We start from the raw sequence: 18,258 nt of genomic DNA, 5'->3' as shown, positions 1-18,258 counted from the left end.
TTTTTGTTTTTAATTGGCTGTTTGATAATAGGAAACAGGTTGCTTCGCTGCGCACCATACATCATAGATTGCAAGCTGCACAATATGCGGTTCATCATGATGAATATAGTGCGAGCTGTTCTGCGCTTGAATCCATCCGCTTTGGGATGACAACGACAGCATCCGTTTATGAAGTCTGAGCCAAGCCTCGTGCGCTGGATGAAACAATCGGCTCTTACCTGATGAAATGACAAGAAGCGGCATCATCCCATAATGGGTTTGTTCCTCTTTTATTGTGCTGAGCATTTGCTGAAAGTCCTCATGCGTACATTCTGCTGTAAATTGCGCCATATATGAGGTGCGTTCTTCTTTTGATAAAAGAGGGAGGATGACCTGTTCTTGCTCCTCACTTGCCGGGTCTAACAGCACCATGCCAATGACCTCATCTCCTCTGCGGCTTGCCCATAACCGGCTGACAAGAGAGCCAAATGAGTGAGCCACAATGAGAAAGGGCGGCTGAATATTGGCTTCTTCTAGCAGTGCATCTAAATCATCTGCAAGATCATGCAATGTTCTTCCTTCACTACTGTCACTGCTTTTTCCATTTCCTAATCGATCATATAAGAAAACCCCAAGCTCAGGATCAATATCACGGGCCATATTCGACCACGTATCACCCGTAATGCCGTAGCCTGCTTCAAAGATAATGGTGGCTTGCCTTTTGCCCTGACGATGTTTTGTATAAAAATGATGTCCATCTATATGATACATTCTTTCAATCATTGCCGAGTTCATTCTTCCATCTCCTCTAAGTGGTTCTTTAGCTAAAAGACGGCACAAAAGGCAGATATGTTTCTCTTAAAAACAAAAAAGATGCCTATTTCAAAAAATAGACACCTTTTTCCTATGCATTTTTACCAAGCGCGGTCATATTGACGCGGGCCTTCGATGGATGTACGAAGCTCTTGGGCAGCTGTTTTTGGAAAGTATGGATCCCGTAAAAATTCTCTACCTATAAAAATTAAGTCTGCACGCTGATTTCGTAAAATCTCCTCTGCCTGTACACCAGATGTGATCAGACCGACAGCACCTGTTTGAATACCGGCACCTTCTTTGATTTTTTCTGCGAAGGTGACTTGGTAGCCAGGGAATGTGCTGATTTTTGCCTGTACGACAGCGCCTGAGCTGACATCAATTAAGTCGACACCTTGTTCCTTCAGCCATGTAGCAATGCCAATGTAATCGGCAATATCAAGTCCTTTTGTCGTGTAGTCAGAGGCAGACACACGGACAAATAATGGTCCGTTCCATACTTCATTGACTGCATCGACGACTTCTCTTAAGAAACGATAACGGTTCTCTGGTGAACCGCCATAATCATCTGTTCGATGATTTGCCAGCGGTGAAAGAAATTCATTAATCAAATAGCCATGCGCCCCATGAATTTCAATGATGTCAAAGCCGGCTTTTTTTGCCCGGACAGCTGCATCCTGAAACGCCTGAACGGTATCTTTGATTTGATCGACGGACATCTGGGTAGGGATTTTAGACTGTTCATCAAATGGAAGGCTAGATGGTGCCAGGATGTCACCATCTAGTTCAGCTTTACGTCCTGCATGAGCCAGCTGGATGGCTGTCTTGGTTCCGTATGCTTTGATTTGTTCGTTTAATGAAGCGAAGCCTTCAATGTGCTCATCACTCCAAATGCCGAGGTCTTGATCACTAATTCTTCCCTCGGGGGAAACGGCACTTGCCTCCACCATGATCAGGCCAGCTTGACCTTGGGCACGGGAAATATAATGTGTAAAGTGGAAAGGCTGTAATTTCCCATCACGATCATAGGATGAATACATACACATCGGGGACATTACGATGCGGTTTTTCAGCGCAACACCTTTTAATGTCCAAGGTGAAAAGAGTTTTGTTTCCAAATACCTTCGCCTCCTCATAGAATTGTATAGCCGATTATAACAGCCATTCAAACTTTCGTCATAAAAGGTGCTCAAAGAATATAGCTTTTATACACGTTTTTGTATAATGGAGAAATAGAGAAAGCAAAGGGGGAGAACGAATGAAATGGCAAACAGAGAGTGAACGAAAGGAACTGCTCACAGCTCTTATGCAGTATGAAAGCATATCGGGTACAACTGGAGAAGTGGCGTTAGCAGAATATTTATATTATTTACTGAGGGAGCGGCCTTATTACAAGCAGAATCCTGATCATTTGGCTTTGCATCCGATGAAAGATGGCCGGTATTATTTAACGGCGCTTGTAAAGCGCAGTTCGCTTTCTCGTACCGTTTTGCTGCTTAGTCATTTCGATGTCGTCGATACAGAAGATTACGGTGAATTTCAAAACATGGCATGCAAGCCTGAAGAGTTAATGGCATCATTTTCTCAAAAAAGTGCGCTTCTCCCAAAAAGAGCAAGAGAAGATCTAGCTTCAGGTGACTGGTTATTTGGAAGAGGTGCCATGGATATGAAGGCAGGTCTTACGGTACAGCTGTCCATGCTGGAAAGAGCGATGGCAGAGACATTTGATGGAAATGTCCTACTCGTCACAGTCCCGGATGAAGAAGTGAATTCTCAAGGAATGCTTGAAGCTGTTCCAAAACTAAAGGAGCTTAAGGAAAAGCATGACCTTGACTATACCGCGTGCTTAAACAGTGAGCCTATGTTTGAAAAGTATCCAGGTGATGAACATTATTATATGTATACAGGCAGTATAGGGAAGGTGCTGGCCGGATTTTTCTGCAAAGGAATTGAAACGCATGTAGGAGAGCCGTTCTCAGGCTTAAATGCGAATTTTATGGTATCTGCATTAAATCGGCTGTTAGAGCTGAATAGTGATTATTGTGAGGAAGTAGATGGTGAAGTCACGCCGCCCCCAACCAACTTAATGCAAAAGGATTTAAAAGAAGCCTATTCCGTTCAAACACCTCACACAGCTGTTTCTTTATTTAATGTGCTGATGATGAATCGTTCAAGTGAAGAACTGCACGGACTTCTTTATGACACGGCGAAACAAGCAGCAGACCAAATCGAAGCTGATATTAAACAAAAAACAGCAGAATTTCAGCGCTTTAAACCTTTTACACCGATTGATACGAGGATTACCGTTCTCACGTATCATGAGCTGTATCAAAAAGCTGCTGAACGCTCAGGTAAACAGGAGGTTGAACGCATTGTAAACTATGCGTTCGCCAATCGAGGTGAGCTTGGAGATCGTGATTTTTCAACCAAAATCGTCTCTGAGCTGACGACGCTTTGTAAGGAAGATGGGCCGCTCATTGTTCTATTTTATAGTCCACCATTTTATCCAGCGGTTTCCTCAACGGAAGATCCGCATATCCAAGCAACCTTAAAGAGGATTCAAATAGAGGCAAAGAAGAGTTATGGACTTGAAATAGAAGAAGTGAAATATTTCCCGGGATTATCTGATTTAAGTTACTTACAGCTCGAAAAACAGGAAGTAGGTCATTACACGACCAATATGCCGCTTTACCAAAAAGGCTATTCTTTACCAGAAGGAGAAAAGGGAGCACTTTACGTTCCAGTTATTAACGTGGGTCCATTAGGAAAGGACCCGCACAAATGGACAGAGCGGCTGCACATCCCGTTCTCATTCGGCATTTTGCCAGAATTACTAGAATCAGCGATTCATGCTTTGTTAGAGAAAAAGTAAGTAATGTTTATGTATGAGGCCTCTAGAGCCTTTGAAAACTTATGTGCTTTTGAGGGGGGGAATGTAGAGTAAATGGAGGTTAATGAGAGAAGAAGAAGGGTGGAGAATGTTTCATTACTTTAAAATAGATAAAGGGAGCCATAGGCTCCCAATTAGGATTATACTCGTCTACCCTCATAATGAGCTGTCCAAGTTCCATCAGAATTTTTAGTGATGCCTTTTAGATACCATTTAATCCCATCTTGTTCGAACGAATTGGCAAAAATACCAGTATTGTTGGTAATATCCCATGTGTAAAGTTGAGCTTTAAAATCACTTGTAACGTGGACATCCTCTGCGTTAGAATGTGCACTTGTAGCAAATGCAGGTGCTGCGGAAAAAAGTAAAGCGAGTGACAATGCGGATCCAGTAAGAACCTTAACTAATTTCATTTAAAACACTCCTCTTCCTCATTTTTGTGGTACATATAAGTAATTCTATATTAGGTAATATATTCCTTGTTAATATTTGTTAATTATTTGTGAAAAATCACTCATTAGATAAAAATAAAAAGCACCTGTCATCAAAACAGGTACTTTTCTCTATCATTTATACGTGCTTGCTGAAAACACTTCGTTTAATTCTGCTGCACGTTTTGTTGCGGTTTTGACACAATCGACAACGGCTTCTTCAAATTGATAGGCAGCAAGTGTGTTCAGGCCGGCTTCTGTCGTTCCGCCTTCACTTGTGATTTCTTTGCGCAGTTCAGCAGGTTCTTTACCGCTGCTTTCAAGCATGTTTGCGGCGCCTGCAATCATTTGGCAGATGAGCAGCTTCGCTGTTGCTTGGTCCATCCCAAGTTCCGAAGCGCCTCGCTCCATTCCTTCAATCAAATGATAAATGAAGGCTGGACCGCTTCCTGCAATAGCTGTAACAGCATTTAGCTGTGATTCATCTAATACCGTCACATGACCGATCGTTTCAAACAGCTCGATTGCTTTATTCTTTTGATCCTCTGTCACTTCTTGACTGACAGAAATGCCTGTTGCTGATTGCTGAATGGCGGCTGATGTATTTGGCATCGCGCGAACCACCGCAGTCTTCTCGCCAGCATAGTGTTGGATCGTTTCAATTGAGATGCCTGCTAAAATCGAAATGATCAGCTGCCCTTGTAAATGAGGCCGAACTTCAGATATCCCGCTCTCAGCATCTTTCGGTTTTAAAGCAAATACGAGAATATCCGCTTCTTCATAAATAAAAGAACGAGAGAAATCCGTTTTGACCCCATAACGCACCTTTAATTCTTCTAGACGTTTTTCATTCGTTTTGTTTGTGACAATAATATCTTCGTTTGACATGATGCCGCTTTTTAATAAACCTTTCATCATCGACTCTGCCATTGAGCCTGCACCAATAAATCCAATTTTACTCATAAGCCGCTCCTCCTTGTAGAAAATAAAAAAACCTCTCGCCTGAAAAGGACGAAAGGTTTTTCGCGGTACCACCCTCAATTAGCATGCAAATATGCATACTCAGCTCTAGTCCCTTAACGCGGGAAACGTTTAGGTTTGCCTAACAGCTCAAAGGGCAGGTTCAGCAAATAAGAGGATGGTGAGGTCTTACAGCCGGTGGACCTCACTCTCTTGCATCATTATTTTGCTTACTAATCCTTGTCATCACGCATTTTATATTTGTTGTTCATTATGCAACGATGGACAAGTTTGTGTCAATAGGGACAGATAAAAAAATTGACCGCCTAAACCGCATGACAGTCTGCCCTTTGCAGGATACAATGAATAAAGAAGACGAAGTGACAATGAATCATGAGTCAAAAAGCAGGAGATGACATAAAAAAGTGAAAGAAGACATCATTCAACTATCTATCCCGACCCCTTTTGCTGTTGGGGATGTACATGCATATATTTTAAAAGGAGAAGCTGTGACCTTAGTGGACTGCGGGCCGATGACAGAAGAGGCGGAGTACGCCTTTGTCACGCAATTACATGAGCATCGTTTATCAATTGACGATATTGATCAAGTGGTGTTGACCCATCATCATGCAGATCATGTCGGTCTTTTAAATTTGATGAAACCTCATGTCCGTGTGATCGGACATGAGTTAAATGAGCCGTATATTAGCCAGGACCCTGTGTTTAAAGAGCGTCAAATTGCTTTTATGGAACGATTTTTTCAGCAGTTAGGTGTGCCGCTTCGCCGAGGTGAGTGTGAAAGAATCGTGAAGCAATCTTATACATATTCTTGTACTGCACATGTAGATGACGTCATCAAAGAAGGCGATCGATTGAAAGGACATGAACACTTCTTTGTGATGGAAACACCGGGACATGCACAATCTCATCTTTCCTTTCTAGATGAAACAACGGGCCACTTCATTGGTGGAGACCTACTTTTGACGACTATTTCTTCAAACCCGTTAATGGAAGCGCCGTATGAAGGGGAGGAGCGCCAAAAATCGCTGCTTCAATATAAAGCATCACTCAATCGATTACTTCATCTGCCGATCAAGACGATTTATCCAGGACACGGGCAGCTCATCACGTCTCATCATGAATTGATCGAAGAAAGATTTAAGAAACAAGAAAAGCGGGCAAATACGATGTATCAGCTGCTTAAACGAAAAGAAATGACTGCCTTTCATCTTTGCCGCAAGCTATTTCCAGTGCTGTATGAAGAGGCCTTGTTTTTAACGATGTCAGAGACAGTAGGGCAGCTTGATGTCCTCTTAGAGGCTGGACAAATTGAAGAAGTGCAAAAAGATGGAATTCTCTACTACAGGGCAAACTAAGGAGTGAAACGCATGGGGCGATTAACAGGAAAGAGAATATGGATTACTGGCGCATCTGGTGGCATTGGTGAAAAAATGGCGTATTTGGCAGCAGAAGAAGGCGCAGAGATCATGATTTCAGCAAGACGAATTGAAAAGCTGACGGGTGTAAAAGAAAAGATTATGAGTGCTGGCGGAGTGTGTCACATCGTGGAGCTAGATGTCAGTCACCTTGAGGACATTGATCGCGCATATGAAGAAGTGGGGGCTGTTGATATTTTGGTGAACAATGCCGGTTTCGGTGCGTTCGATCTCGTTGAAGATGCGTCCATTGAGGAAATGGTGTCGATGTTTGAAGTAAACGTGTTTGGTTTAATCGCTTGCACGAAAAAGGTCATTCCAGAGATGAAACAAAGAGGACATGGACATATTATCAATATTGCCTCTCAGGCAGGAAAGATTGCCACCCCGAAATCAGCCATTTATTCCGCATCCAAGCATGCCGTCCTTGGCTTTTCAAACAGCCTCAGAATGGAGCTGTCAGACATCGGCATTCACGTCACCACAGTGAATCCAGGCCCGATTGCCACTGACTTCTTTACCATCGCCGATCGCAGCGGTGAATATGTGAAGAATGTGGAATTCATGATGCTTAGTGCGGACAAGGTGGCTGGGAAGGTCGTATCCGCTATGATGACGAAAAAAAGAGAGATTAATCTGCCTGGATGGATGAACGCTGGCAGTAAATTGTATCAATTATTCCCATTTTTATTTGAAAAAGTAGCACGCAAAGCGATGATGAAAAAATAACAAAAAAGAAACCGGTTGTGAACTGGTTTCTTTTTTTTTGAAGTAAGCTGCCATTGTGACCGTCTTTTTATCTCCGCCTTGCTGCTTGCTGAAGCGGGTCCCACACACTGTTAAAAGGCGGTGCATAGCTAATATCTAAATCTTCAAGATCTGTTATGGTTAGCTGTTGGTAAAGAGCAGTTGCCATCACATCGATCCGTTTATCTACACCGTTTCTTCCGATGATTTGGGCACCGAGCAAGGTGTAGTCATCACTTCTGTAAATCAGTTTGATTTTCATTTTCTGCGCATCTGGATAATATCCAGCGTGATCCGTACTGTCAATGGTGATGGTGGAAAAAGGAATGTCAGCTGCTTGTGCTTCTTTTTCAGATAAGCCCGTTCGTCCCGCTGTCATGCTCATAAATTTCATGACGGCAGTTCCAGTCACCCCTTGAAACGCCCGGTCTGTTCCCGTCATATGAAAACCAGCGATTCTCCCTTGTTTATTCGCCGTTGTGCCGAGCGGGATATAATCGAGTGATTGTTTGATGCGGTGATAAGTGGCTGCGCAATCCCCGGCAGCATAGATGTCTTTTACATTGGTTTGCATGTATTCATTTACAACAATGGCACCATTTGAAAGCCGTTTGATTCCTGTTTTGTCTAAAAAAGAGGTTTGCGGGGTGACGCCGATGGCCATGATAACCATATCTGTTTTTATGGTTTGTTTGTCTGTTTGAACAGCTGTGACACGTGACTCGCCCTCTAATGTCTGCACGGTTTCCCCGAGAGTTACGTGAATGCCTTGGGCATCCGCCTCTTCTTTCAGGTGCTTTGCCATATCGGGGTCAAAGCCCGGACCAATTGTTGAACCCCGCTGAATAATATGTACATTTTTTCCTAGTTCCTTTAAATTTTCAGCCATCTCTAAGCCGATATATCCACCGCCAATGATCGTGACATGTGTGATATCTTGTTTTAAGTGGTCTAAAATGGACAGCGCATGCGGAATGGTTTTTAATACGTGTACGCCTTCTAGCGGCTGATTATTTAAATCCAGTTTAACAGGGCTTGCTCCTGTCGCAATTAAGAGGCGGTCATAGCTTTCGGTAAAGGGTTCTTTTGTTTTCGTATGATGACCTGACACCGTTTTTTGCTTTGGATCAATGGAGGTCACTTCGTGTAAGCATCGAGCATCAATTCCGTATTTGTCGCGAAATGTTTCAGCGCTGCGTGCAATCAGCTTGCTGTGGTGATCAATGAGACCGCCGATCAAGTAGGGGAGGCCGCACTGTCCATATGAGAAAATCTCTCCTTTTTCAAAAGCGACAATATGTGCATCTGGATCCTCTCGATATATTTGCATAGCACAGCTCATTCCTGCTGCATCTCCGCCAATGATCACATATTTCATTTGGTGTGCTCCCTTCTATCTATCGAACTGAATACTCTTATTTACCCTCATTTTCCTTTTTTTAATGCTTTTTTTCGCAAAAGAAGCAAACTTTAGTGGAAAAATAAAGACAGCGCCTTCATTTTAAGCTACAATCGGATTATCGTCTTTTTGGTTACGAGTTTAGTGAAGATTGGTGGGAAAGACTTTGAGTGACACGCGACTAGATTTTAATACTTTATATACACGTCATACAAGAGAGGCTTGGTCTGCTCTTGGAGAATATATGCCGGTATCTGTTTCAGAAGAGGAAGCAAGAGCACTTCAAGGATTAAATGACTATTTATCGCTTGAAGAAGTTCAGGATATTTACATACCACTTATTCGTTTTCTGACATTGCATGTCTTTGCAGAAAAACAAAAAAATCAGCATGTGAATGCCTTTTTAAACTACCCGCATCATGCGAAAATTCCTTTTCTCATTGGGATTGCTGGAAGTGTGGCTGTCGGGAAAAGCACAACGGCCCGTATCATCGAAACGCTTTTATCGAGGCTTGGAGATGGACTGAAAGTGAGTCTTGTGACAACCGATGGCTTTTTGTATCCTCAAAAAGAATTAAAGGTTCGAGGACTCATGGAAAAGAAAGGCTTCCCAGAAAGCTACGATGTCAAAGCCTTGTTGTCTTTTTTAAACGAATTAAAATCAGGGAAACAAACTGTGCATGCCCCGGTATATTCGCATCTGACCTATGACCGGCTTGATGGTGTGTATGAAACGGTGGAGGATGCCGATATTGTTATTATTGAAGGAATCAATGTGCTGCAATCCCCAGCGCTGGATGATCTGAAGGATGAACCGCGTGTGTTTGTATCAGATTTCTTTGATTTTTCGATTTATGTAGATGCTGCTGAAACGCAAATTCAATCATGGTATAAAGAACGGTTCCGTTTGCTGAGGGAAACAGCTTTCCAAGATCCTGAATCCTTCTTTCATCAATACAAAGATTTGACGGATGAAGAGGCAGATCACATGGCAAGCACAATTTGGAATACCGTCAATCGCCCTAATTTATATCAAAATATTTTACCGACAAAATATCGAGCTGATCTCATTTTGAAAAAAGGTGATCAGCATAAGGTGGAAGAGATTGCTATCCGCCGAGTATAAAGAAAAACCGCTCAAACGAGAGCGGTTTTTTTAATGATCTCCACTGACTTTCACAGCGATGGCAGCTGCGGATCGCTTTTTCAGGCGGTAGTATCCAATGAGTAGGAACGGAACACCTGCGATGGTGATGATCGACAAGACTGAAAAAATGGAGAAGGGATGGGCTGCGCCAAAATAGTCAATGCACAGTCCGCCGACAAATGGTCCGATGACGCTGCCGAGCTGAGAAAATCCCATCGCGCCAAAGTACGACCCCTTTACTTCTGGCTTTGCCACATTGTCTACAAATAGATCCATCATCGCAAACAGCAGAACCTCTCCAATTGTAAACACGACAATGATGAAAGCAAGCATGCCGAGACTCTGTGAAAAAGCAATGGCAAACAAACTGCCCGCAAGAAGAATATTCCCAGTGGTGAGCGACAAAATGGTGGAGTAGCGTTTGGCGATCATGATGAGCGGATATTGTACGACAATGACAACAACTGCATTTAAAGATAAAAGGTATCCAAACAGTTTCGGACCATCCTCAATCATAGGCGAAGCGGATAAATATTGAGGCAGCGTTGAGCTCAAATGCGAATACCCGAACGAACATAAGGTAACGCCGATGAGGATAATGCTAAAGACCGTATCTTTTTGGATAATGGAAAGGGCTTTTTTGACCCCAATTTGTTTCGTGTTTTCTGGAGCAGCAACTGGATGTTTCTGAAATTGCCAGGCCAGCGTTAATCCGTATAACAAATAAATGAAGGCAGCGACGAGAAATGGAAAGGTTGTTTTCGATGACCCGAGATATAAGCCAAGCAGCGGACCGAAGATGACCCCTATGTTAATGGCTGTATAACGTAAATTAAACACAAACAACCGAATACTTGACGGGGTGACATCAGATAAGAGCGCCTTAGATGTTGGTTCAAACAGTGCCCGGCACAGTCCGTTTAAAGCGTTCATGATAAAGAAGACCCAAATGGCATCTGCAAATGCAAAGCCAACAAAGACAAGTGTCCAACCGAAGATTGATAGAAGCATGACCTTTTTTCTTCCGATACGATCAGAAATATATCCACCGTAAAAACTCGCAACGATCCCAATCAGAGAGCTAACGGCAATGATTAATCCAGCAGAAGAAGCTGAGGCGCCTTTGACTTGTGTTAAATAAACGGCCAAAAAAGGAATGCTCATGGACGTCGCCATTCGGCCAAATATGGTGCCGATGATGATCGTCCAACTAAGCGGATGTAGCGTACGTAAGTTATTTTTCATGCTGTTTCTCCCCTGAGTTTGTAAGATGTTCCAATCATACATGAAAAATTGTGCAAATTAAATACACAATTTGATGGAGGGGACATCCGCCATATGGCAGAGAAGTTTGATTGGCTCGTATTTGGAGACGCGTGCTTTTTTCTGCTGGTGCTTTTATGCCACTGATTCGCGCGGTCATTTGACCCCATTTAATCAAGGTCGATCGCGACGATTTGCTGCAAGGACAGGTTGAGAACATCTTCATCATTGACGATTTTTATGCGCTGCGTTTCATAATGAATGGCTTTGACCCAGCCCCAAAACTGTTCTTTTCTATCTGCTGCGGCATATGTCACGCAAATCGCTTGATCCTCAGTAATCGACTGTGTGATCAAAAAATTCATTTCTTCCAGTTGATCGGTGCTCAGCGGGGGAGGGGTGTATTTTTTTTTCTGCCGTTTTTGAGCAAGCAGCTGCTCCCGGTGCTCTGGAAGCATCATTCGGCTTGATTCCCACATGAGGTTGTATCCAGGTGTTAATTTATTGGGATTCATGGCTGTTCGCCTCCGTTATTTGTAATGTCCGCCAATTTTTTCGGCGCGGTGATACGCCTGCCCTGCGCTTGTCAGTGAAGAAGCGTGCAGCAGGGCAGCAGGTCCATACTTTATGTGGATCGCATCAAATACTTTGCTGAGTTTGTCTTTTTGAACATGATGATCAAATAAAGTTAGCTGATACTGGCTGTCAGACTGCAGCTGTGAGAGAGTAATACCGACACTGCGAATGGGCTGACCATCCCAGTGCTGCTGGCATAGCTGAATGGCTGCCTCTGCAATATCTGTCCCGTACTGTGTAGGTGAATGAAGCTTGATTTGTCTATGAAATCCGGTCGGGTGAGAAAAATCAGCGCCTCTCACGCCAACAGACACTGTTTGCCCAAGATAATGCTTAAAGCGTGCACGTCTTGCCACCTCTTCGCTCAATTCAAGAAGAGCGACTTTGATATCCTCAAAAGACGCATAATCATGGGGGAGAGTCATATGATGTCCCACCGCTTTTTGCTCATTATGTGTGTGAACGGTGACCGGAGAGGGATCATGTCCTAAAGCTGTTCGCTGCAAAAGCTCTCCGTTTATTCCCCAGCGTTTTTTAAGCCGGTCTAACGGATAAGCAGCAAGCGTCCCAATGGTACTGATGCCCATTCGTTTTAAATGGTGCTCCATTCGTTTACCAACGCCAAATAATTTTCCAATCGGAAGCGGCCATAAATCAGTCGCAACACTGTCTGCGCGAAGTTCATAAATGCCAGATGTGTTTTTTTTAGCAAAATGGTCACAGGCCATTTTAGCGAGCACTTTATTAGGACCGATGCCAACACGTGCGTAAATACCCGTCTGGTTCATAATGGTTGTTTGTATATTTTGAGCGATCTCACGGGGAGAACCGAGTAGTGTCAGGCTGCCTGTAATATCGAGAAATTGTTCATCAATTGAATATGGTTCGACAAGATCTGTGTATTGTTCAAGCAGCTCTGTGATCATGACAGAGATATCAAGATAGCGCTGCATACGAGGGCGTACGACGACAGCTTCAGGGCATTTCTCCTGTGCTTCCCATAATCTGGATGCATTTTGAACGCCCCGTTTTTTAGCGAGCGGGCAGGCGGCAAGTACGACTCCGCTCCGCCGCTCAGGATCTCCAGAGACGATGAGCGGCACATCCTTCAAGTGGGGAGCCTCCACTTTTTCGACTGACGCATAAAACGATTGCATATCCACAAGCAGAATGGCTCGTTCATTCATTATTTTCACCCCTTAGAACGTATGTTCTGTTTCTATTTTAACCGTCAGGAGGCGAAATTGATACTGGTAAATCATTCAAAGAAAAGAGTATAAATCCATACAAAAAAAGACGAAGTGGAAGACACTTCGTCTCATTTGATGCAACATATTTTAAGCATGTGCCAAGTTGTGGGATGTTTGGAGGGGCTCAGAACGCAAACGATAGGCCATCAGTTTTTTCTTAGGCTTATGTGTAAACTGCCGCACCACATCCACGTGGTCATCGTAATGATACAGATAAAGGGTCACATCATGCTTGCCAAGCTTTGTTTGCATGGTAAGAGGCGCCGGCCCTTCCTGCGGATGAAGAAAGCGCTCTTCATCACCAGGATAAATATAATAGCGTTCAATAAAGATCGCATCATTAAAATGTTGAATAATTTCAGATGTTTGTTGATCATTGAGCGGACGATCTTCAAACATGATCGTTGTTTGATCACTTGTTACTTTTGCATGCACTGCATAACGACTAAAAAGGCGTTCCACAACACCAGAAGGCAGCGAAGTGACAAGAAGCTTTAAAAGACTAAACACAACAAGTGAAGTAACAATCCAAACCAATATCATCATCTCCAATAAACATTTGTTACATTTCCTATATGAACCATCTTAACATACCAAAAGAATGAAACTTTCGCACAAAAAGTGAACTTTTTGAAATAAGTGTGAAGATTTACAAGGAGATGACGGCGAAAGAACGAAATCAACAAAGCTGAAAGGAAAAAAGGCTGCCACGTAATCTTTACAAACAATTAATCGGACAGGTAGACTATTGAAACAACAGTTTTTTGTAAAAAAAGAGAGCGGTAAGCCAAAAATGAAAAGGGGCGAGGTCATCATGATACGTCAAGTGAAGCCGTCAGATTTTTACGCCGTCACATCCGTCATCCAAAGCTGGTGGGGAGGTAAAGATTTGCGCGCAACATTGCCGAAGCTATTTTTTGAACATTTTCAGCAAACAAGTTTTGTCGTCGTTGAAAAAGGTGAACTGATTGGCTTTTTAGTCGGTTTTTTATCGCAATCTCGTTCAGATGAAGCGTATATTCACTTTGTTGGGGTACATCCAGATCACCGGAAATTAAAGATCGGAAAAATGCTGTATCAAGCCTTTTATGATGTGGCAAAACAGGAAGGAAGAACAACCATTAAAGTGGTAACAGCACCTGTAAATAAAGTATCAATTGCCTATCATGCAAAATTGGGCTTTCAAATTGAAAAAGGGGATAAAACTGTAGAAGGAATCTCCGTGTTTTCAGAATATGAAGGAATAAATGAAGACCGTGTTTTATTTGTGAAAAAGTTAGAGGCGATGTCATGATTGTCAATTTAGATCAAACAATAGGAGATGTAGCAAAGCAGATCTTACATATTCAACTAGCTGCATACCAACAAGAAGCTGAACAAATTGGCTATGCCGATCTTCCGCCATTAAAAGAGACCATTCAAGATGTAATGAAAGCAAAAGAGCAATTTATTGGTTTTGAGCAAAAGGGAATCTTACTAGGTGTTGCCTCTTATGAAGAGCAGAAAGATTATTTGATCATTAGTCGATTGGCTGTACATCCAAAAGCGCTAAAGCAGGGTATTGGAACAAGACTTATGTCTACAATTATGGAGAAAAATGTCCCTATAGAACTGACCACTGGGCAAAAAAACACCCCTGCAAAAAGGCTATACGAAAAGTTAGGATTTGTTGAAACAAATGTGATTCATGTTGCAAAAGAGCTCACCTTATCAAAAATGAAATGGACACCGAGGCGAAAGGTTGAGGTTGTCGAATTCAAAAAAGAATGGCATGAAGAATTCCATCAAGAAAAGTAGCGACTCAAGCAAATCATTCAAAAGAGCTGGATAGAAGGACATCATATTGGTAGTACGTCAGTTGAAGGACTTGTTGCCAAACCCATTATTGATATCTTAATAGAAGTAAGTCATATAAAAGAGATCGATAGAAAAAGAGAGAGATTTGAACATCTTGGATATCAAGCGCTCGGTGAAAATGGCATAAAAGGGAGACGTTTTTTTCAAAAGGGTGGCTTGAATCGTACGCATCATGTCCATATTTATGAGAGAAATCATCCTGATGTGAAAAGGCATTTATTGTTTCGAGATTACTTAAGGGCCCATCCAGAACGAGCTGTAGCGTATGCGTCTGTCAAGGAACAATTAGCAAATCAGTATCGGGAAGATATACAAAGCTATATGGCAGGAAAGAATGAAATCATAAAAGTAATAGAAAATGAGGCATATCGCTGGGATAGAAAAGGAGGAGAGGAAGCTCTTAAATAAGCTACCTCTTTTCCTCGTTAATTAGGAAGCTGAACATTGCCTTTTACAGTATAGGCCTGTGAAGCAGCAGTAGATGGAAGAGCGGGTAATTTATCCTTTACGATGACCCCGCGGATATCTGTGATTCGAACAGGAAGAGATTTAGACCCCATATTAAATCCAAGGAAATGGTTGTAGTCTGTCTTTTCCATGTTCACCCATTGTCCATCTTTGTAATATTCCATTTTCATAATCGGATATTTATGATTGCGCACTTGAATCGCAGCCCACCACTTACTGCTACCTTCTTTTATTCTGTAAACTACATTTCCGCTAATCGGTGCTTTTACAATTTTCCAACTAATTGGGATTTTCCCATCTGCCATATTGCCGATTTTGGCAAAGGCATTATGAGAAAGATCAAGAGCTCCTTTCGCTCCTTCTGGATATTTATCGGTTACATACACAACGGTTTTTCCTTTTGGACCCTTTACTTCAAGGTAAGCCCCTGCAAGTGCCGCATTTATCCCTTTATAGTTATAGTCATGGGGATTTAAAGCCGTAATTTTCATGTCAGATGGAATAGGATCTAATAATGCGGCGCCCCCTGAGTAACCAGATCCCGTATAAGTTGCATAGCTTTCTCGTACTTCATCAAGGACAGATGCCGCTTTCATGTTTGGCACAGCGAAACTCAACATCAATATCAGTGCCCCGATGAAGCAGAGAGATAATCTTTTTTTCACGATCTAAAACCTCCTGTTTATTCTTTTAAAATTGGTAGCGTCATAAGTATAATTCTAAAAAACAAGAAGCAAAAAGAGCCAATAGATAGATATAATCATAGTGAGAAGAGCGTGTATTTCAAAGAATATGACTTTCGGATTTAGTCGTGTGTCATGTTTTATGGTGTTTTATGTGTTACAATGTAAGCATCAATTTAAAAAGGATGTTCGCCATGTATATTCACATCACAGAACAGGCTAAAACATATATAGAAAAACAGCAAACAGGAAACGAAACTAAGGAATTACTGCTTCGCTACGATTCAGAAGGTTGTGGCTGTGCAGTGAGTGGCGTACCAATGCTTTGGTTAACAAGTGAAAGAACAGGTGAATGGGAACAACTTAAAAATAGCCAACATTTAAAACTATATATACACATTGCACAGAAGGTATTTTTTGATGAGGAAATGACCATCGATTTTAATGAAAAAGCCAATACATTGATGCTGAAAAGTCCTCAGCAAATACTCAGTCCAAGAATGGGCATACTTGTAAAGTAAGGTGGAAACGTAGTGGATCAGAAGCTTAGAGTGATACAAAACACGGCACAAAATAAAACATGGGTGTCGTTTTTAAATAACAATCATCCCTATACCCTTTTGCACTGGTCAATAGGTGGAATGGATTCGGTGAAAAAGGATGTTTGGCTTCTTCAGGATGAAGTCACATTTGAAACGGAAGAATTCCCAACGCTCGAATTAGCTGTCAATTGGATCAAAGAGAATATGGAACAGGTAACAGATGTATTATAAAAGCCCTTTTTGACAAAAGGGTTTTTTTCGTGTCTTCATCATCTCATTAAACAACTGGGAACGTCTAATCTGAAAAATGATCTTTTGCAACGCAAAAAAACTGTTTTATAACAACCAATTCGACAAAACGAGAAAAATAGACATGAAAAAATCGTGGATATAAATGCCGAAAAATAGGCAATGGAAGCGGTTATTGCGGGATACCGAAAACTTTGCGAAAAATGACATTTCATATTTCTTCCATTCGAGGAAATATGATAGAATACAACATGTATCGTATATGAGAAGGGAGGTGCTAAAGTGAATTGAAGCTCAAGCTGTCATCGCCTCAGGTTGGAATTAAAATAAACGAATGGTATAGGCAGATTTGCGGATTTCATGTCATGAAAGCAGAGAAGCTGAAGGCCGAGATCGAGCAGGAAATTCTGGAGATGGAGCAAGATCAAAACTTGTTGCTGTTTTACCAGCTGATGGATTTTCGCCATAAGGTGATGCTTGAATATTTTGAACCGGCAAAGAAAGCCTCAAATGATGAAGAAATTAAAAACCTGCTAGAAACGATCGAACATTCGCAAACGAAATTAACGGACATGCTTGAATACTATGTTCATTTTTTCACAGGAATGTTTGAGTTTGAACAGCAAAACTATTTAAGTGCCATTGCCTATTACCGTTCAGCAGAAAAAAAGCTCAATCTCATATCAGATGATATAGAAAGAGCAGAATTTTACTTTAAATTAGCTGAAATATACTACCACATGAAACAAACCCACTTTTCGATGCACTATGCCTTGCAAGCGTTAAATACGTACTCTGCCTACAGAACGTACACGCTGAGAATCATCCACTGTGAATTTGTCATCGGTGCAAACTATGATGATTTGAAATGCTATGAACATGCATTGCCCTACTTTAAAAATGCTCTAAATCGAGCACGATCGATTGGAAACCCTCGAGTCATAGGTTCGGCCCTTTTCAACTTAGGTAACTGTTATTACCAAATGAACGATCTTGCGGAAGCAAGCCGTTATCTGAAAGACTCTCTTGAAGTGTTTGAAAAGGAGAATTTAACCCATCTTAATCGCTCTCTAGACCCACTATTTATGCTCACCCAAATCCTGTTTAAACAAAAACAAATAGAAGAGTCGTTAACCCTCTATCAAAAAGGTATTATGAAAGCCTGTGAATTAGAAGATGAAATTTACATCTGCAAATTTCAGTTCTTAAAAGCATTATACGTTGATGCAGAAATAACGATCATAGACGATACATTAGACCTGCTCGAGGACAAGCGCTTATACCCAGACATTGAGGAATTGGCACTTGATGCGGCTCATTATTACAATGAGCTTGGACTGTATGAAGCATCGACACGGTTTTACGAACGGAAGATTCAAGCCATATCAAAAATTCAAAATGGGGGTCATTTATATGAAAACGAGTTTGATAGTTCTTTTATTGGCAGCAACTGCAGGATTATCGGTCATGAGTCAGCAGCAATCGGAAGAGAGTCATATGGAACTGGCGGGCAGACACCATACAACAGTAGTGACTATCGCATAAGTTAGCTCAAAAAGAGGAGACGA

At 41.9% G+C, this 18,258-nt stretch carries 20 protein-coding genes and 1 other annotated feature; of the genes, 10 read left to right on the top strand and 10 right to left on the bottom strand.

Annotated features, from left to right (window positions below):
- Window positions 1–9: 9 nt before the first annotated feature.
- Together NSS78_RS11040 and namA are read right to left on the bottom strand one after the other, a co-directional pair.
- Window positions 10–774 carry an alpha/beta hydrolase gene (locus tag NSS78_RS11040; RefSeq protein ID WP_212045932.1) on the bottom strand — a complete coding sequence of 255 codons (765 nt, stop codon included), beginning with the start codon at window positions 772–774 and terminating at the stop codon, window positions 10–12.
- Window positions 775–893: 119 nt separating this feature from the next.
- Entirely contained in the window at window positions 894–1,910 is a 1,017-nt protein-coding gene (gene namA / locus NSS78_RS11035; RefSeq protein WP_309216909.1) for an NADPH dehydrogenase NamA, read from the bottom strand.
- A gap of 140 nt (window positions 1,911–2,050) precedes the next feature.
- On the opposite strand from namA, the gene NSS78_RS11030 reads away from it, so the two are divergent.
- On the top strand, window positions 2,051–3,664 hold the full coding sequence (locus NSS78_RS11030; RefSeq protein WP_212045933.1) for a M20/M25/M40 family metallo-hydrolase: 1,614 nt from the start codon (window positions 2,051–2,053) through the stop codon (window positions 3,662–3,664).
- 158 nt (window positions 3,665–3,822) lie between these two features.
- Here the strand turns inward: NSS78_RS11030 and NSS78_RS11025 are convergent, their stop codons facing one another.
- Entirely contained in the window at window positions 3,823–4,095 is a 273-nt protein-coding gene (locus NSS78_RS11025; protein WP_137055006.1) for an antimicrobial peptide LCI, read from the bottom strand.
- Between the two features lie 153 nt (window positions 4,096–4,248).
- Window positions 4,249–5,076: a pyrroline-5-carboxylate reductase gene (gene proC, locus NSS78_RS11020; RefSeq protein WP_212045934.1), complete on the bottom strand. Its 828-nt coding sequence runs from the start codon at window positions 5,074–5,076 to the stop codon at window positions 4,249–4,251.
- A gap of 41 nt (window positions 5,077–5,117) precedes the next feature.
- Window positions 5,118–5,329, bottom strand: a binding site (T-box leader).
- Window positions 5,330–5,498: 169 nt separating this feature from the next.
- Here proC and NSS78_RS11015 point away from each other — a divergent pair.
- Together NSS78_RS11015 and NSS78_RS11010 are read left to right on the top strand one after the other, a co-directional pair.
- Window positions 5,499–6,449 (top strand): MBL fold metallo-hydrolase, encoded by a 951-nt coding sequence (locus NSS78_RS11015; RefSeq protein ID WP_212045935.1) that lies wholly within the window; start codon window positions 5,499–5,501, stop codon window positions 6,447–6,449.
- 12 nt (window positions 6,450–6,461) lie between these two features.
- Entirely contained in the window at window positions 6,462–7,238 is a 777-nt protein-coding gene (locus NSS78_RS11010) for an SDR family oxidoreductase (protein ID WP_137055009.1), read from the top strand.
- A gap of 67 nt (window positions 7,239–7,305) precedes the next feature.
- On the opposite strand, the gene NSS78_RS11005 is transcribed toward NSS78_RS11010, so the two are convergent.
- Complete coding sequence (locus NSS78_RS11005; RefSeq protein ID WP_212045936.1) at window positions 7,306–8,634, bottom strand: CoA-disulfide reductase; 1,329 nt, start codon at window positions 8,632–8,634, stop codon at window positions 7,306–7,308.
- Window positions 8,635–8,821: 187 nt separating this feature from the next.
- Between NSS78_RS11005 and coaA the strand changes: the two genes are divergently transcribed.
- Entirely contained in the window at window positions 8,822–9,781 is a 960-nt protein-coding gene (coaA, locus tag NSS78_RS11000) for a type I pantothenate kinase (protein ID WP_212045937.1), read from the top strand.
- A 30-nt stretch (window positions 9,782–9,811) separates the two neighbouring features.
- On the opposite strand, the gene NSS78_RS10995 is transcribed toward coaA, so the two are convergent.
- The 4 genes from NSS78_RS10995 to NSS78_RS10980 all read right to left on the bottom strand — a co-directional run bounded on the left by NSS78_RS10995 (window position 9,812) and on the right by NSS78_RS10980 (window position 13,428).
- The gene (locus tag NSS78_RS10995; protein ID WP_003215590.1) at window positions 9,812–11,047 is read right to left on the bottom strand and encodes an MFS transporter; all 1,236 of its coding nucleotides are present in this window, start codon (window positions 11,045–11,047) and stop codon (window positions 9,812–9,814) included.
- A 188-nt stretch (window positions 11,048–11,235) separates the two neighbouring features.
- Complete coding sequence (locus NSS78_RS10990; protein WP_050943808.1) at window positions 11,236–11,580, bottom strand: YolD-like family protein; 345 nt, start codon at window positions 11,578–11,580, stop codon at window positions 11,236–11,238.
- 15 nt (window positions 11,581–11,595) lie between these two features.
- Window positions 11,596–12,828, bottom strand: a complete 1,233-nt coding sequence (locus NSS78_RS10985) for a DNA polymerase IV (protein ID WP_106028734.1) — start codon at window positions 12,826–12,828, stop codon at window positions 11,596–11,598.
- A gap of 150 nt (window positions 12,829–12,978) precedes the next feature.
- On the bottom strand, window positions 12,979–13,428 hold the full coding sequence (locus NSS78_RS10980; protein WP_050943810.1) for a YfmQ family protein: 450 nt from the start codon (window positions 13,426–13,428) through the stop codon (window positions 12,979–12,981).
- A gap of 277 nt (window positions 13,429–13,705) precedes the next feature.
- Here NSS78_RS10980 and NSS78_RS10975 point away from each other — a divergent pair, with 277 nt between their 5' ends.
- From NSS78_RS10975 to NSS78_RS10965, 3 genes are read left to right on the top strand one after another with little or no spacing between them, the layout of a single operon-like run.
- Window positions 13,706–14,185, top strand: a complete 480-nt coding sequence (locus tag NSS78_RS10975; protein ID WP_034620502.1) for a GNAT family N-acetyltransferase — start codon at window positions 13,706–13,708, stop codon at window positions 14,183–14,185.
- Complete coding sequence (locus NSS78_RS10970) at window positions 14,182–14,688, top strand: GNAT family N-acetyltransferase (protein WP_249118255.1); 507 nt, start codon at window positions 14,182–14,184, stop codon at window positions 14,686–14,688. Before NSS78_RS10975 ends, NSS78_RS10970 begins: the two co-directional genes overlap by 4 nt.
- Window positions 14,689–14,700: 12 nt before the next feature.
- Window positions 14,701–15,156, top strand: coding sequence for a GrpB family protein (locus NSS78_RS10965; RefSeq protein ID WP_309217187.1), 456 nt, complete (start codon window positions 14,701–14,703; stop codon window positions 15,154–15,156).
- Window positions 15,157–15,173: 17 nt separating this feature from the next.
- On the opposite strand, the gene NSS78_RS10960 is transcribed toward NSS78_RS10965, so the two are convergent.
- Window positions 15,174–15,881: an expansin EXLX1 family cellulose-binding protein gene (locus NSS78_RS10960; RefSeq protein ID WP_044141052.1), complete on the bottom strand. Its 708-nt coding sequence runs from the start codon at window positions 15,879–15,881 to the stop codon at window positions 15,174–15,176.
- A 212-nt stretch (window positions 15,882–16,093) separates the two neighbouring features.
- Between NSS78_RS10960 and NSS78_RS10955 the strand changes: the two genes are divergently transcribed.
- From NSS78_RS10955 to NSS78_RS10945, 3 genes are all read left to right on the top strand, one after another.
- A complete protein-coding gene (locus tag NSS78_RS10955) occupies window positions 16,094–16,420 on the top strand; it encodes an iron-sulfur cluster biosynthesis family protein (RefSeq protein ID WP_003215572.1) in 327 nt (108 codons plus the stop codon).
- 12 nt (window positions 16,421–16,432) lie between these two features.
- Window positions 16,433–16,672: a YqkC family protein gene (locus tag NSS78_RS10950; protein WP_003215790.1), complete on the top strand. Its 240-nt coding sequence runs from the start codon at window positions 16,433–16,435 to the stop codon at window positions 16,670–16,672.
- A gap of 305 nt (window positions 16,673–16,977) precedes the next feature.
- Complete coding sequence (locus tag NSS78_RS10945; protein WP_003215654.1) at window positions 16,978–18,240, top strand: tetratricopeptide repeat protein; 1,263 nt, start codon at window positions 16,978–16,980, stop codon at window positions 18,238–18,240.
- The last annotated feature ends 18 nt before the right edge of the window (window positions 18,241–18,258 follow it).

This window comes from Bacillus sp. FSL W8-0920 (genome assembly GCF_038593215.1).
Lineage (GTDB): Bacteria > Bacillota > Bacilli > Bacillales > Bacillaceae > Bacillus > Bacillus pumilus.
Note: the sequence above shows the minus strand (reverse complement) of the source record. Positions and strands in the feature narration are given on the sequence as shown.